14 protein-coding genes are annotated in these 13,995 nt (G+C 66.0%); 8 read left to right on the top strand and 6 right to left on the bottom strand.

What is annotated here, in order from left to right:
- Positions 1–183: 183 nt before the first annotated feature.
- Positions 184–1,068 carry a dihydrodipicolinate synthase family protein gene (locus QRQ56_RS20085; RefSeq protein WP_438742532.1) on the bottom strand — a complete coding sequence of 295 codons (885 nt, stop codon included), beginning with the start codon at positions 1,066–1,068 and terminating at the stop codon, positions 184–186.
- 178 nt (positions 1,069–1,246) lie between these two features.
- Here QRQ56_RS20085 and QRQ56_RS20080 point away from each other — a divergent pair, with 178 nt between their 5' ends.
- Together QRQ56_RS20080 and QRQ56_RS20075 are read left to right on the top strand one after the other, a co-directional pair.
- Positions 1,247–2,659 (top strand): FAD-binding oxidoreductase, encoded by a 1,413-nt coding sequence (locus QRQ56_RS20080; protein WP_438742531.1) that lies wholly within the window; start codon positions 1,247–1,249, stop codon positions 2,657–2,659.
- 8 nt (positions 2,660–2,667) lie between these two features.
- Positions 2,668–3,348 (top strand): GntR family transcriptional regulator, encoded by a 681-nt coding sequence (locus QRQ56_RS20075; protein WP_438742530.1) that lies wholly within the window; start codon positions 2,668–2,670, stop codon positions 3,346–3,348.
- Between the two features lie 313 nt (positions 3,349–3,661).
- On the opposite strand, the gene QRQ56_RS20070 is transcribed toward QRQ56_RS20075, so the two are convergent.
- Positions 3,662–4,609, bottom strand: a complete 948-nt coding sequence (locus tag QRQ56_RS20070) for a DMT family transporter (protein WP_438742529.1) — start codon at positions 4,607–4,609, stop codon at positions 3,662–3,664.
- Positions 4,578–4,877 carry a hypothetical protein gene (locus QRQ56_RS20065; protein ID WP_438742528.1) on the bottom strand — a complete coding sequence of 100 codons (300 nt, stop codon included), beginning with the start codon at positions 4,875–4,877 and terminating at the stop codon, positions 4,578–4,580. The genes QRQ56_RS20070 and QRQ56_RS20065 overlap by 32 nt, the downstream gene beginning before the upstream one ends.
- Before the next feature lie 157 nt (positions 4,878–5,034).
- Here QRQ56_RS20065 and QRQ56_RS20060 point away from each other — a divergent pair, with 157 nt between their 5' ends.
- Together QRQ56_RS20060 and QRQ56_RS20055 are read left to right on the top strand one after the other, a co-directional pair.
- Positions 5,035–5,901, top strand: a complete 867-nt coding sequence (locus tag QRQ56_RS20060) for a 3-keto-5-aminohexanoate cleavage protein (RefSeq protein ID WP_438742527.1) — start codon at positions 5,035–5,037, stop codon at positions 5,899–5,901.
- An 82-nt stretch (positions 5,902–5,983) separates the two neighbouring features.
- A complete protein-coding gene (locus tag QRQ56_RS20055; RefSeq protein ID WP_438742526.1) occupies positions 5,984–8,005 on the top strand; it encodes a YgiQ family radical SAM protein in 2,022 nt (673 codons plus the stop codon).
- A 16-nt stretch (positions 8,006–8,021) separates the two neighbouring features.
- Here the strand turns inward: QRQ56_RS20055 and QRQ56_RS20050 are convergent, their stop codons facing one another.
- Positions 8,022–8,315, bottom strand: a complete 294-nt coding sequence (locus QRQ56_RS20050) for a DUF718 domain-containing protein (RefSeq protein WP_438742525.1) — start codon at positions 8,313–8,315, stop codon at positions 8,022–8,024.
- A 632-nt stretch (positions 8,316–8,947) separates the two neighbouring features.
- On the opposite strand from QRQ56_RS20050, the gene QRQ56_RS20045 reads away from it, so the two are divergent.
- Both QRQ56_RS20045 and QRQ56_RS20040 read left to right on the top strand, forming a co-directional pair.
- The gene (locus tag QRQ56_RS20045) at positions 8,948–9,406 is read left to right on the top strand and encodes an Rrf2 family transcriptional regulator (RefSeq protein WP_438742524.1); all 459 of its coding nucleotides are present in this window, start codon (positions 8,948–8,950) and stop codon (positions 9,404–9,406) included.
- A gap of 26 nt (positions 9,407–9,432) precedes the next feature.
- Positions 9,433–10,116, top strand: coding sequence for a methyltransferase domain-containing protein (locus QRQ56_RS20040; protein WP_438743011.1), 684 nt, complete (start codon positions 9,433–9,435; stop codon positions 10,114–10,116).
- A gap of 7 nt (positions 10,117–10,123) precedes the next feature.
- Here QRQ56_RS20040 and styB read toward each other — a convergent pair whose 3' ends face one another.
- On the bottom strand, positions 10,124–10,627 hold the full coding sequence (gene styB / locus QRQ56_RS20035; protein ID WP_438742523.1) for a styrene monooxygenase NADH-dependent flavin reductase subunit StyB: 504 nt from the start codon (positions 10,625–10,627) through the stop codon (positions 10,124–10,126).
- A 6-nt stretch (positions 10,628–10,633) separates the two neighbouring features.
- Complete coding sequence (styA, locus tag QRQ56_RS20030; RefSeq protein ID WP_438742522.1) at positions 10,634–11,884, bottom strand: styrene monooxygenase subunit StyA; 1,251 nt, start codon at positions 11,882–11,884, stop codon at positions 10,634–10,636.
- 120 nt (positions 11,885–12,004) lie between these two features.
- Here styA and QRQ56_RS20025 point away from each other — a divergent pair, with 120 nt between their 5' ends.
- Positions 12,005–12,931 (top strand): LysR substrate-binding domain-containing protein, encoded by a 927-nt coding sequence (locus QRQ56_RS20025; protein ID WP_438742521.1) that lies wholly within the window; start codon positions 12,005–12,007, stop codon positions 12,929–12,931.
- Between the two features lie 30 nt (positions 12,932–12,961).
- Positions 12,962–13,984, top strand: coding sequence for an LLM class flavin-dependent oxidoreductase (locus QRQ56_RS20020; protein ID WP_438742520.1), 1,023 nt, complete (start codon positions 12,962–12,964; stop codon positions 13,982–13,984).
- Positions 13,985–13,995: the final 11 nt, after the last annotated feature.

Genomic DNA, 13,995 nt, shown 5'->3' with positions numbered 1-13,995 from the left:
TTGAAGTGTGCGCGTGTAACAGCCGTCGAAACCGAGGAGAACCGTCGTCGAGCTTGAATCGCTCTAGTGTAGAATCGTTCTAGCGCGAGATCGGCCAGCAACAGCAATCGTGAATTGCCGTCGCGCTGCGCGCGACACGCTCCGCGCGAATTCGCGGCAACGTGTCGCAACGTTCTCGCGATCTCACGCGACGGCGGGCGTCGTCAATTCGTCGAGCTTGCGCTTGAGCACGGCGCCGTCGGACGAGGCGCGGAGCGGCGGGCGCACGCGCTGCCAGGCGGCGTCGCCGGTCTGTGCCGCCAGAATGGCCTTCAGCGTCGCGGTGAAGGACGGCGTCTTCAGCACGATGTCGATCGCCGCCTGCATGCGCGCCTCGACATTCTTGCCGTCGACCATGCCCTTGACCAGCTCGGGCACGGCATTGGCCATGCCGCAGATAGTGCCGGCACCGCCCGCCGCGATCGCGCGGGTGATATCGGCTTCATTGCCGACGGTGATGGCGAGTTCGGGAGCGGCCGCGCGGAACGCCTGGAACTGCTTGAAGTCGCCGCTGGAGTCCTTCAGGCCGGCGACCACCTTGCCGTAACGCTTGCGCAGGTTCGCAGCGACGCTGGTCGGGATCGCAACGCCCGACATTTGCGGGATGTGATAGAGATAAGTGCGCAGGCGGTCGTCGGCGACGCCGTCGATGATCGCGGCAAACGCATCCTCGATGCCCTCGGGCGAGACGCCGCGGTCGAAATAGGGCGGCAGCACCAGCACGTGGCGCAGGCCGAGGCCGAGCGCGGCGCGCGTCAGCGCGATGCTGTCGGTGATGGCGGGAAAGCCGCCGCCGATGCCGATGCGTTCCGGAGCAACGCCCGCCTTGAGCACGGCTTCGATGGTCGCGAGGCGTTCGCCGACATTGAACGAGGTGCCCTCGCCGGTGGTACCGAACAGCACGACGCCATCGACACCCTTGCCGAACAGCCCTCTGGCATGCGCCGCGAGCTTTGCGGAGTCCACGCTGCCGTCCGCCGCCAGCGGCGTCGCCGACGCCACCCAGAACCCGCGAATTGCCTCCGTCATCTCGTCACCCTTTGCTTCGATCCCGAACTAAGCCTCTGATCTCCAAAGCTCTTCCGAGGCATTGGCGGGGCTTGTTTTTGCTTTACTTTTTCTCTTGTACCTTACATACAAGAGGCACGCAAACGCTTTCCGGCGGCACGGCGCGCATGGGCGCAGCCATATTTTGAGGAGGTCTCGCATGAACATGGTGACCCCCGTCGGGCGACCCGACCAGATGCTCGGCGCGCTCCGAGACAAGCTCGGCGCGGCAGCCGTGTTGATCGGCACCGATGTGCCCGCGCGCAATTGCAACGACTGGAGCGCGAGCCTGCCGCAGACGCCGCTCGCGGTGATCCGCCCCGTGGACGCGCAAGGCGCGGCCGATGCGATTGCGACCTGCCGGCAGGCGAAGCTGCCGTTCGTGCCGCAGGGCGGACTGACCGGCCTGTGCCGCGGCGCCTCGCCCGAAGCCGGCTGGGTCGCGATCTCACTGGAGCGCATGACCGGCATCGAAGAAATCGATTCCGCGTCGATGACGATGACGGTGAAAGCCGGCACGCCTCTGGAGACGATCCAGAAGGCGGCCGACGAAGCCGGCTTCTTCTTTCCGCTCGACCTCGGCTCGCGCGGCTCCTGCGCGATCGGCGGCAATCTCTCCACCAATGCCGGCGGCAATCGCGTGATCCGCTACGGCATGACGCGCGAGCTGGTGCTCGGTCTCGAAGTGGTGCTGCCCGACGGCACCATCATCACCAGCCTCAACAAGCTGATGAAGAACAATGCCGGCTACGACCTCAAGCACCTCTTCATCGGCTCCGAGGGCACCCTCGGCATCATCACCCGCGTGGTGCTGAAGCTGTTCCCGAAGCCGCGGTCGACCATGGCTGCGCTCTGCGCGCTGAACGACTACGCCGCGGTGATCGCGCTGCTCGGCGCGGCGCGAAACGGGCTCGGCCCGCTGCTGTCGGCCTTCGAGGTGATGTGGCCGGACTATTGGGACGTGATCACGACCCGCGCCGGGGTGAAGCCGCCGGTCGCCGCGGGCCATGGCCTTTACGTGCTGGTCGAGGCGCAGGGCACCGACGAGAGCGTGGACGCGCCGCGCTTCCAGGCATGGCTCGAAGAGCTGATGGAGCGCGGGCTGCTGGCGGACGCCGCCGTGGCGCAATCGCTGGCGCAGACGCAAGGCTTCTGGCGCGTGCGCGACATCTGCGCCGAGTTCGGCCAGGTGCTGGGCCCGCACATCTCCTACGACATCGGCCTTGCGGTGGCGCGGATGGACGAATTCGTCACGCGCTGCAAAGCGGCACTCGCTGACGGCATCAAGGGCTGCGAGAGCGTCTATTACGGCCATATCGGCGACGGCAATCTCCACCTCGTCTCCTGGGTTACCGGCCTCCCCGTCGAGCAGCAGCCGAAGGAAGAGATGGACACGATCATCTATGGCCTCGTGCGCGTGCTCGGCGGCAGCGTCTCCGCCGAGCACGGCATCGGCACCCTGAAGAAGAAATGGCTGGGCCACGCCAGGAGCGAAGCCGAGATCGCGCTGATGCGGACGCTGAAGGCCGCACTCGATCCCGACCACCTGCTCAACCCCGGCAAGGTCGTCTGAGAGCGCGCATGCGATCGCTCAAGCTCGATACGCCGAAATCGCTGTCGCAGCGCGTGATGCAGCGGCTGCGGCAGGCGATCATCGAGGGCGAGTTCGCGCTGGGCGCCGCCATCTCCGAGGAGATGGTGGCGAATTCCTTCGGCGTCAGCCGCACGCCGGTGCGGGAGGCGATGGGCCAGCTGCAGGCGCAGGGCCTCGTGGCGATCCGCCCGCAGGTCGGCAGTTTCGTCTTCACGCCGAGCGCGGAAGACATCAATGCGCTCTGCACCTTCCGGATCGCACTCGAGCCCAGGGCGGCCGAGCTCGCCTTTCGCCACGATCGCAACAGTGCGGTCGCCACGATGAACGAGGCGATCGCCGCCATGGAGCCGGCGATCGCAGCCCGGGACAACATCGCCTATGGCCGCGCCGACGCCGCCTTTCACGAGGCGCTGTTCGTCCATTGCGGCAACCGCTATCTCGCCGAATCCTATCAGCTGGTGTCCGGCCGCGTCGCCGCGCTCCGCACCAATCTGACCTCGCCGATCGACGTCCGCACCCGCACCTCGTTCGACGAGCACCGCAAGCTGCTCGATTTGTTCGCGCGCGGCGAGTTCGCCGCCTTCGAGGAATTGATGACGACACACATCACCAATTCGGGCGTGGTCTACGCCAAGGCGTTGAAAGTGGCGGCACTCCAGGGCGATTGAGCGCGGCTATTTCGCGCTCCTGGAGCCCGGCCTGTCCAGGAAATCCAATGCGGTGTTGATCTGCTCGAGCTGGTGCTCGAGCTTGTCGCGATCCTCGCCCGATGGTGCCTTTTGGAGCTGCTCCACCAACTTCTGCTTTCGCAACAGCAAGTTCTCTATGACCGTACTCACAACTTCCCCACCGCCAGAGGCGACGTCACGACCGCCGAAATGACCAAGGCGCGCGCAACCCGGGCCCGCGTCGAACCCTCAACCAGAATGTTCGCAAGGACGGAAGGTTCCTGTGTGCTGATCCTGACTCAAGGAGGCGGAACTAGCGGCGCAAGCTGGCCCAGACCCCGCCCAGGATCAGCAACCCGCCGAAAAGGTGGATCAGCTTCGGCGGCTCGCCGAGGATCGCGAATGACAGCAGCGCGCTCGCGATCGGCCCGAGATAGAGCACCAGCGATGTCCGCACCGAGCCGAACTTGCCGCCGAGCCAGGCAAAGCCCGCATAGGCGAGCAGACCCGGAACGATCCCGGCGAACACATAGGCCGACAGCGCCTTGGTGCTGAACACCTGCGCCGGCGTCGCCCACATCTCCATCACCGCGAGCGGTAGCGAGAACAGCGCGCCGGCGCCCGAGAACAGGCTGATGCGCGCGAGCAGCGAAGCCTGCGGCGCGGCCCGCGATTGCAGCAGCGTGTAGCCGGACCAGCCGAGCATCGCGATCACGACGAGGCCATCGCCCGCCACGGTCTGAAGCTCGATCAGCGTCCGCGGATGGCCGCCGGAGATGATGAGCAGCGCCCCTGCGAGTGCCAGCGCGGTGCCGAGCCATTGCAGCGGACCGACATGCTCGATGCCGCGCAGGGCCGAGATCAGCAGCACCGTGATCGGCGACAGCGCCATGATCAGCGCGATGTGGATCGCCGTCGTCGAGACGCCCGCGGCATAGACCGGGCCGCCGCACAGGAACATGCCCATGAAGCCGGCGGCGAGGATCGGCCAGATGTTTCCAGCCAGCGGCACGCGGCCGTCGCGGATCTCCCGAAGCGCGATCGGCGCGAGCCCGATTGCGACGATGCCCCAGCGGAAGAAGGCGAGCGAGAAGGGCGGAACGGAGCCGGCAAGGCCGCGCGCCAGAATCTGGTTGGAGGCTTGCGCGGTCGCGACCAGGATGAAGCCGATCAGCGCAACCGCGCCGAGCCAGGCATCACTGGCCGACGCCGCGCCAGTCACCAATTGGTCAGAGGTTTCCTTGCCCGTGTCCTTGCCCATGGATCAATCGGATATCCGATGTCGGCCGCGGTGAGAACCCCGACGAGGGCTCGGCGAGATGCATATGCGGCACGCGCGCCATGCCGGGAGGCGCGGAGACGCTCGCGAGCAGCACCGGCACGATGGGGGTGCGGGTGATCGACACCGAGAACACCGCCAGCAGCGCGCACAGCATGCAGAGCCTCATCCGCACCGTGCGGCGATCGGTGATCGGCAGGAACAGGAAGAACAACATCGCCAGGATCAGCAGCGCATCGATCAGAAACATGGGGCTCTCCTTCAGGACTGGGGGGAGCATGGCGGGATGCGACCGGTCGGTATGTGGACGGCGTCACACACCCGATGGCGCTGACCTCGCGCGGCTGGCCATGATACGGTCGCGCAAAACAAGCTCCGTCCGTTCGGGCGGATGAAGGAGGCGCAGCATGCACAAGGTCTGGATCGAGGCGGCGTTGAACGGACCCTGGAGCCGCGCGCTGCAGCCCGGCATCCCCGACACCGTCGATGCGATCGTCACCGAGGGCATCGCCTGCGCGAAGGCTGGCGCCGCAATCATTCACACCCATGCCTATGACGGCGGCGGGCCGCAGACTTTTGATTGGCAGGTCTATGCGCGGATCATCGAGGGCATTCGCGCCAAGGTCGACGTACCCGTCTATCCCTCCATTCCCGGCCTCGATGCGCGCGGCAATGTCGCCGACCCCAAGGCGCGCTTTGCCCATATCGAGGCGCTTGCCGAGCGCGGCCTGCTGGAATTCGCGGTGGTCGATCCCGGCAGCGTCAATTTCACGCTGACCGCAACGACAGCGCAGGCCAAGCCGGCCGAGACCTATCTCAATCCGGAGACCCATATCCGCCACGGCCTCGATGTCGCCAGACGCCACGGCATCCATCCCGCCTTCGCCATCTACGAGCCCGGCTTCGCCCGTGCCGGCGCGGCGCTGGCGCGCGCGAGCGGCGTGAAGTCGCCGGTCTACCGCTTCATGTTCTCGCAGCAATTCGCGTTCTGCTTTCCGCCGAAGCCGTATGGCCTCGCCGCGCTGGTCACGCTGACGGAAGAGGAAGCACCGGGTGCGCCCTGGATGGTCTCCGGTCTCGGCGTCGACATCACGCCGCTGATCGGCGAGGCCGTGGCCCGCGGCGGCCATATCCGCGTCGGGCTCGAGGATGCGCTGCTGGGGTCGACGGCCACCAATATCGGCCTCGTCGAGGACGCCGTGCGGATGGTCCGCGCGCATGGGGGCGAGCCGGCCACCACGGCCGAGGTCAGAAAGGCGCTGGCGAAGGGTTAACGCGCCCAAATGAGGACGGAACCTGCGATCTTTCACGCGCCCGTCGGTTGAATTCGGGGGCCCGGGGTCTTATCCCTTCCCCATGAACATCCAGATCATCGCCGCAGCCAAGCCCCTGATGGCCCAGGCACGCCCGCGCAAACCGGCACCGTTCCTCCCGATGAGCCGCGCCGAGATGGACGCGCTCGGCTGGGACGCCTGCGACATCGTGCTGGTGACCGGGGATGCCTATGTCGACCATCCCAGCTTCGGCATGGCGATCATCGGCCGGCTGCTGGAGGCGCAGGGATTTCGCGTCGGCATCATCTCGCAGCCCGACTGGCACTCGGCCGAGCCGTTCAAGGCGCTGGGCAAGCCCAAAGTGTTTTTCGGCGTCACCGGCGGCAACATGGATTCCATGGTGAACCGCTACACCGCGGACCGCCGCATCCGCAGCGACGACGCCTACACGGCCGGCGCCGAGGGCGGCAAGCGGCCGGACCGCTGCACTGTCGTCTACGCCCAGCGCTGCCGCGAGGCGTTCAAGGACGTGCCGATCGTCCTCGGCGGCATCGAAGCCTCGCTGCGCCGGATCGCGCATTACGATTACTGGTCGGACAAGGTTCGCCGCTCGGTGCTCGCCGACGCCAAGGCCGACCTCTTGCTCTACGGCAATGCCGAGCGCGCCGTCGTCGAAGTGGCGAACCGCATCGCGGCCGGCGAGACCGCGCGCGAGCTCGACGACATCCGCGGCGTTGCACTGTTCCGCAAGGTCCCCGAAGATTACACCGAGCTGCACGCCGACGATCTCGATTCCGCCGACGAGGGCGCCACGCGCCAGAAGGGCGAGACCGTGATCCGACTGCCGGCGCTGGAGCAGGTCGAGCAGGACAAGGAAGCTTACGCCCGCGCCTCGCGCGTGCTGCACCGTGAGAGCAATCCCGGCAATGCGCGGCCGCTGGTGCAGCGGCACGGCGATCGCGACCTCTGGCTCAACCCGCCGCCGATCCCGCTCACGAGCGAGGAGATGGATGCGGTCTACGATTTGCCTTACGCGCGCGCGCCGCATCCCTCCTACGGCGAGGCCAAGATTCCCGCCTGGGACATGATCAAGTTCTCGGTGACGATCATGCGCGGCTGCTTCGGCGGCTGCACCTTCTGCTCGATCACCGAGCACGAAGGCCGCATCATCCAGAACCGGTCCGAGGGATCCATCCTGCGCGAGATCGAGAAGATCCGCGACAAGACGCCGGGCTTCACCGGCGTGATCTCCGACATCGGGGGCCCCACCGCCAACATGTACCGGATGGCGTGCAAGGACCCGAAGGTCGAGGCCGCGTGCCGCCGTCCGTCCTGCGTCTTCCCGGAGATCTGCCCGAACCTCAACACCTCGCATGACGATCTGATCCGGCTCTATCGCAAGGTGCGCGAGACCAAGGGCATCAAGAAGGTGATGGTCGCTTCCGGCGTGCGCTACGACCTCGCGGTCGAGAGCCCCGAATACATCAAGGAGCTCGTCACCCATCACGTCGGCGGCTATCTCAAGATCGCGCCCGAACATACCGAGCGCGGCCCGCTCGACAAGATGATGAAGCCGGGCATCGGCGCCTACAACAAGTTCAAGCGCATGTTCGACGAGGCCGCCGAGCGCGCCGGCAAGAAGTACTACCTGATCCCCTACTTCATCGCCGCGCATCCGGGCACGACCGACGAGGACATGATGAACCTCGCGCTCTGGCTCAAGAAGAACCGCTACCGCGCCGATCAAGTGCAGACCTTCCTGCCCTCGCCGATGGCGACGGCCACTGCGATGTACCACACGGGCGTCAACCCGCTGCGTGGCGTGCGCCACGGCGGCAGCGACAAGGTCGAGGCCATCAAGGGCTTGCGCCAGCGCCGCCTGCACAAGGCGTTTTTGCGTTACCACGATCCCGATAATTGGCCGGTGCTGCGCGAGGCCCTGATCGAGATGGGCCGCCGCGATTTGATCGGCTCGCAGCCGCACCAGCTCGTGCCTGCACACCAGCCGCCCGGCACCGGCAAGGCCGCAGGCACACGACGGCCGGTTCGTCCGGGCGAGAAGGGCCAGCGGTTCACGACCAAGGGCCTGCGGGTGATGAAGTAGCAGGCTATCGCGCCTGCTAGATGTCGAGCACCACTTCGCCCGACACGGCGTCGGTCACGCCGCGTCCATTGCCCTGGTCCTCGAGCACCGACCTGAAACTGTCGAGCGTCTTGATCATCGCGGACCTTGCCGCGACCATCGCGTCCTGACTGGCCCACGTGCCGATCAGGCAGAAGGTCTGCTCGCCGGTCTTGATGATGACGCCATGCTCGAGGCCGGGCCATTTCGCCTTGCCATCGCGATGCGCATCGAGGAAGGCCGCTTCCTCACCCTGCTTCACCCTGAACTTCACCACGTTGTAGACTTGCATGGTGCGTCTCCGGAAAATGGATGGAAGAAAGCGGGCACCGCGTGAGGGACAGGACGAAAAGTCCATACGGTCGCCCCGAGCGAATGTTGCGCCTCGCGCGTCGGGCCGTCACCGCGACAAATCGGCATGCGGGCCGCCCCGACGGTTCAGGCCGGCCAAGGTAAAATGTCGAAAACAACCCCATGCACAGTAGCCATCCCTAGCGGGATCAATGGCTTAGGATTGCAGCGCTTCGATTGATCCGTCGGGAAGGCCGTTGCTTCGTCGGGCAAAACAGGCGCATGACGGCATCATCTCGCGCAGGAAGAATTGCATCGCGCCGCGCGACTTCAACTTTGCTTGCTCTGGCGCGCCGTCTCACCGGCCGTGTAGCCAAGCACGACGGCAAGGGTCAGGGGCCACGCCGCTCCCATGATAAGGGTCGAGCCGAAGTGACGCTCGCCGGGGCTGTGGTAGCCATCCTGAGCGCCAAGAATGAACACCGCGATCAGACAACTGAGGATGTATCGCTTTATCCAAGACATCTGGAAGAGCTTTCTGTTGCAAGGCATTCGTCGCCCCTGCGGTGCGCTCGGTTCAGCGTCACGCAAAGAACGATTGACGCCGGGCCATTATGTAACATATGAAGTTACATGAAGCGCGACAGCCGACTCTCCGGCGTGCTCCATGTGCTGCTGCACATGGCGCAACAGCCTGGCCCGTTCACGTCCGAGACGCTGGCGAAAGCCATGGAAACCAACCCGGTGGTGATCCGCCGCATCATGGCGGGGCTGCGCGATCTCGGCTACGTGCGCTCCGAGAAGGGGCATGGCGGCGGCTGGACGCTGTCTTGCGATCTTTCGAAGGTGACGCTGCGCGACGTCTACGCCGCGCTCGGCAGCCCCTCGCTACTGGCGATGGGCAACCGCACGGAGGCGCCGGGCTGTCTCGTCGAACAGGCCGTCAATGCCGCACTCGATGAGGCCTTTCATGATGCCGAAGCGTTGCTGCTGGCACGCCTCGGCGAGGTGACGCTGGCAAGTCTGGCGGACGATCTGCGCAAGCGCCTCGGCGCGCGCAAGCATCACGGCATCGACGCGCATCACGCGTGACCGGCGCCATTCAGCAGGACAACATCATGACTGACATTCAAAGCGCGTTCGCCGATCCGCAAATGGTGGCGAACTACACCGAAGGACCGCCGCGATTCGTTCCCGGCTACACCTCAATGCTGTCGATGACCGCGATCGTCCTGGCCGAGCGTGCGCCTGACGATGCGCGGATCCTCGCTCTCGGCGCCGGCGGCGGCCTGGAATTGAAGGCCTTCGCGCAGGCGCAGCCGCGCTGGCGCCTTGATGGCGTGGACCCGTCGGCGGCGATGCTGGATCTTGCCGGGAAAACGCTCGGCCCGCTCGCCTCGCGCGCGCGTCTCCACCACGGCTATATCGACGATGCGCCGGAAGGACCGTTCGACGGCGCCACGTGCCTGCTCACGCTGCACTTCGTCGATGCCGTGGAGCGCCGCCGCATCGCCGCGGAAATCCGCCGCCGGCTTAAGCCCGGCGCGCCGTTCGTGGCCGCTCATTTCAGCATCCCCGCTGGCGAAGATGCGCGGCCGATCTGGCTGTCGCGCTATTCCGCTTATCTCGCGGCATCCGGAGTCGAGCCCGACAAGGCGGCGGCCGCCCGAAAGGCGGTCGACGGACAATTGAGCATTCTGGCGCCGGAGCAGGATGAAGCAATCTTGCGCAGCGCCGGCTTTTCCGACCCGACGCTGTTCTACACCGGCTTCACCTTCCGCGGCTGGGTCGCGTACGCTTGAAGCGTGCTCACCTCTCCACCGGCGCCCCGGCTCCGCGATGATACCGGCTGGAAAAGAACACCAGCGGCGTGGTGTCGCGATGGTCGCACGCCGAGACTTCGGCGATGATCAGCGTGTGGTCGCTGACATCGATTTGGCGCGTCACCTCGCAGGCGAACCAGGCGATGCACCCCTGAAGACGCGGCAGGCCGTCGACGATGTCGTAGTCTGGCGTCGCGCCGCTGTTCGGCTGGCTCGCAAAGTGCCGTGAGAGATCCCGGCCGTGATCCGGCAGGACGTTGACGCAATAGCGCCCCGTCGCCGAGATCGCGCGGTGCATCCGGCCGGGCATGACGGAGACCAACACGGTCGGCGGCGACAGGCTGACGGTGACGAAACTGTTCGCCGTCATGCCGCAGACATGGCCGTGCTCGTCCAGCGCGGTCAGCACCGCGACGCCGGTCGCAAAGCGCGAGGCGGCTTCGCGGAACGATGCCGGGTTGGCGCGCGGCAACTCAATCCCTGCCCGCATCGAACCTCACGCGATCGCCCTGATCGGCTCAGGCGGCGCCGACATGCGTTCGATCCAGGCCTGGATGCGCTGCGGGGTGGAGATGCGGTCCCATTGCCTGTCGGGATAGTTGAAGTTCTCGGTGAACTCGTTCGCCAGCGCCTGGTTCTGGCTCATCGCGCCGATCAGCATGCCCAACGCTTCGCTCGGCGGCTGCAGCATGACGTTGGTCCAGCGCGAGGCCGCCAGCACGCGATCCTGCCGCTTCAGATCGATCTTTTCGCAGAGGCGCGCATCGAGCGCGTCGGCCTTGACGATCTCCTCGCCGAGCACGAAGGCGGCGTAGGAGGCGACGTTCGCGCCCTGCCCCATCATGGGATCGACGATGGCATGGACGTCGCCGAGCGCGATGGCGCATTTGCCGTCGTCGAACTCGACCATCGTGGTGCGCACCGTCGGGACCACGCCACCCTGCAGGAGATCCTGCGGCTGCGCGAGATCGAAGCGCGCAGTGTCGATGCGGTCGTAGGTGGTCGGGTGATGCTTCTCCAGCTTGCCCAGCAGTACCTTCAGGAAGTGCTTCGGGTTGTCGTCATAGCTGAGCGTCGCCAGCTCCTCCATGTCGCCGCCAGGCACGTTCTCCATCAGCAGCGCATTGGCGATACCGCCGAAGGTGATGGTCGGGATCACGATCATCTCGCCATGCCCCGGCGAGACCGAGAGCGTAACGTTCATGGGATCGGGCTGGCGCACGCCGGTGTAGAGCCCGACGCAGAGCCGCCGTTGCGGCTGCGAATAAGGCGTGTGCTCCGGCCGATAGTTGAAGAGCTGGCCGAGCGGCCCCTTGCCGGTCGAGACCACGAGCAGGTCGAACCGCGCGACCAGCGGACGGATGTCGCGCTCCTCGATGCGGCGATACTCGATCTTGCCGCCGCGGTTCGCGAAGTCCTGCATCAGCGCCGGCAGATAGATCCGGTAGTCGACGGCGCGGCTCGGTTTCGAGAAATCGCCGCGGAAGCTCAGCGGCTGCGGAAAATTGAAGACATGGTCGTGGTAGTAATAATGGTCCTTCGGATCGGTCCAGTGATTGACGCCGAGATAGTCCTCGCGCGCGAGCGTCACATGGTGATGCGCGACCGTGTTGAGCAGCCGGATGTTGCGATAATCCTCGGGCGGACGGTCGGTGATGACAGTGGCGTCGACGCCATGCTTTTGCAGGTAAAGCGCGAGATGCAGCCCGGCGATTCCGGCGCCGACAATTCCGACGTTGCGTGCCAATTGGTCTCCCTCCCCTGTATTTTCAGCCTGTGATGGCTTGTTGTGAGGGAGCCTAGCGGCCAGTCGTGTTGCGCACTACGGAATAAATGGGATATAATTTATTCCGATTAGGAATGAATTATGGACCGGATCGATTGCCTGCGCGCGTTCGTTCGCACCCTCGAGGGCGGCAGCTTCTCGGCGGCGGCGAAGGAGCTCGGCCTCGGCCAGCCCGCGATCAGCAAGCGCATCGCGATGCTGGAGAGCGAGTTCGGCACGCAGCTGTTCTCGCGCACGACGCGCACGCTGAAGCCGACGGCCGAGGCGCACCGCATCTACGATCTCGCGCGGCAGATTCTCGACAGTTTCGACATGGCGCGTTCGAGCGTCGAACAGGCGGCGCCCCGCCCCAGCGGCACGCTGCGGATCGGCGTGCCCTCGTCATTCGGACGGCGCTACATGATGCCTGTCGTCGCCGACTATGTGCGGCACTATCCGGAAGTGCGCGTCGACATCCGCTTCAGCGAGCGCTTCGTCAACCTCGTCGAAGAAGGCCTCGAGCTGGCGCTGCGGATTGGACATCTGGAGGCGAGCACGCTGATCGCCCGCCGGCTCGGCACCGTGCAACGCTACCTGGTGGCGACACCGACCTATCTGCACGGCCGCCCGCTGCCGCGCACGCCCGACGATCTCGGCTCGCACCAATGCATCGTCTATTCCAGGATGTCGCCGGCCAACCGATGGGCCTTCGAATCCGAGCACGGCCGGCACGTCGCCTCGATCAACGGGCCCATTCACGTCGACGACGCCGACGCCATGCAGGAGGCCACGATGCATCATCTCGGCATCGCCATCCTGCCCGAATGGAACGCCGCGGACGGGCTTCGCAGCGGCGAGCTCGAGCATGTGCTGCCGGATTACAGCATCGCCGCATTGCCGCTGCATGCGGTCTATCCGGAGACGCAGTGGATGTCGCTGCGTGCGCGCAGCTTCCTGGATCTGCTGGTCGCGCGCGCCGACCACTTCTCGCCCGCCTCGCATGGCTCCACCCCCGGCTCAGGCGGTTGACGCCGCTTCTGCCGCCATTAAATGACGCCCATGAAAAAGATCGGATTTCTGTCCTTCGGACACTGGACGCCCTCGTCGCAATCGCAGACCCGTTCGGCGTCGGACACGCTGCTGCAATCGATCGACCTTGCGGTCGCGGCCGAGCAGTTGGGGGCGGACGGCGCCTATTTCCGCGTGCATCACTTCGCGCGGCAGCTCGCCTCGCCCTTTCCGCTGCTCGCCGCCGTCGGCGCCAGGACCAGCACGATCGACATCGGCACGGCCGTGATCGACATGCGCTACGAGAATCCACTTTATATGGTCGAAGACGCGGGCAGCGCCGACCTGATCGCCGGCGGCCGGCTGCAGCTCGGCATCAGCCGCGGCTCGCCCGAGCAGGTGATCGATGGCTGGCGCTATTTCGGCTATCGCCCGGCCGAGGGCCAGAGCGATGCCGACATGGGCCGGCGCCACGCTGAAGTCTTCCTTGATCTCTTGCGCGGCGAAGGCTTCGCCGAGCCGAACCCGCAGCCGATGTTTCCAAATCCGCCGGGCCTGCTGCGCATCGAGCCGCATGCCGCCGGCTTGCGTGAGCGCATCTGGTGGGGCGCCGGCTCGAACGCGACCGCGGTGTGGGCGGCAAAGCTCGGCATGAATTTGCAGAGCTCGACGCTGAAGAACGACGAGACGGGCGAAGCCTTTCACGTGCAGCAGGCCGCGCAGATCCGTGCCTATCGCGCGGCATGGAAGGAAGCCGGCCACACCCGCGAGCCCCGCGTGTCCGTCAGCCGCAGCATCTTCGCGCTGATCAACGATCGCGACCGCGCCTATTTCGGCGGCGAACGCGGCGGCGCGGACCAGATCGGCTTCATCGACCCGCAGACCCGCGCCATCTTCGGCCGCTCCTATGCCGGAGAGCCCGATGTGCTGATCGAGCAGCTCAAGCAGGACGAGGCGATCGCCGAGGCGGATACGCTGCTGCTGACGATCCCGAATCAGCTCGGCGTCGACTATTGCGCCCATGCGATCGAGGCGATCCTGAAGCACGTCGCGCCTGCGTTGGGATGGCGGTGACATGAGCTGGT

Source organism: Bradyrhizobium sp. U531 (genome assembly GCF_051710265.1).
Classification (GTDB): domain Bacteria; phylum Pseudomonadota; class Alphaproteobacteria; order Rhizobiales; family Xanthobacteraceae; genus Bradyrhizobium.
This window is presented reverse-complemented; position numbering and strand designations above follow the sequence as displayed.

Coding starts and splice junctions, on each gene's coding strand:
- QRQ56_RS20050 (WP_438742525.1), bottom strand. CDS start 8,315: ATGCAAGTCTACAACGTGGTGAAGTTCAGGGTGAAGCAGGGTGAGGAA.
- QRQ56_RS20020 (WP_438742520.1), top strand. CDS start 12,962: ATGAAAAAGATCGGATTTCTGTCCTTCGGACACTGGACGCCCTCGTCG.
- QRQ56_RS20065 (WP_438742528.1), bottom strand. CDS start 4,877: ATGTTTCTGATCGATGCGCTGCTGATCCTGGCGATGTTGTTCTTCCTG.
- styB (WP_438742523.1), bottom strand. CDS start 10,627: ATGCGGGCAGGGATTGAGTTGCCGCGCGCCAACCCGGCATCGTTCCGC.
- QRQ56_RS20025 (WP_438742521.1), top strand. CDS start 12,005: ATGGACCGGATCGATTGCCTGCGCGCGTTCGTTCGCACCCTCGAGGGC.
- QRQ56_RS20075 (WP_438742530.1), top strand. CDS start 2,668: ATGCGATCGCTCAAGCTCGATACGCCGAAATCGCTGTCGCAGCGCGTG.
- QRQ56_RS20060 (WP_438742527.1), top strand. CDS start 5,035: ATGCACAAGGTCTGGATCGAGGCGGCGTTGAACGGACCCTGGAGCCGC.
- QRQ56_RS20045 (WP_438742524.1), top strand. CDS start 8,948: ATGAAGCGCGACAGCCGACTCTCCGGCGTGCTCCATGTGCTGCTGCAC.
- QRQ56_RS20040 (WP_438743011.1), top strand. CDS start 9,433: ATGACTGACATTCAAAGCGCGTTCGCCGATCCGCAAATGGTGGCGAAC.
- QRQ56_RS20055 (WP_438742526.1), top strand. CDS start 5,984: ATGAACATCCAGATCATCGCCGCAGCCAAGCCCCTGATGGCCCAGGCA.
- QRQ56_RS20070 (WP_438742529.1), bottom strand. CDS start 4,609: ATGGGCAAGGACACGGGCAAGGAAACCTCTGACCAATTGGTGACTGGC.
- QRQ56_RS20080 (WP_438742531.1), top strand. CDS start 1,247: ATGAACATGGTGACCCCCGTCGGGCGACCCGACCAGATGCTCGGCGCG.
- QRQ56_RS20085 (WP_438742532.1), bottom strand. CDS start 1,068: ATGACGGAGGCAATTCGCGGGTTCTGGGTGGCGTCGGCGACGCCGCTG.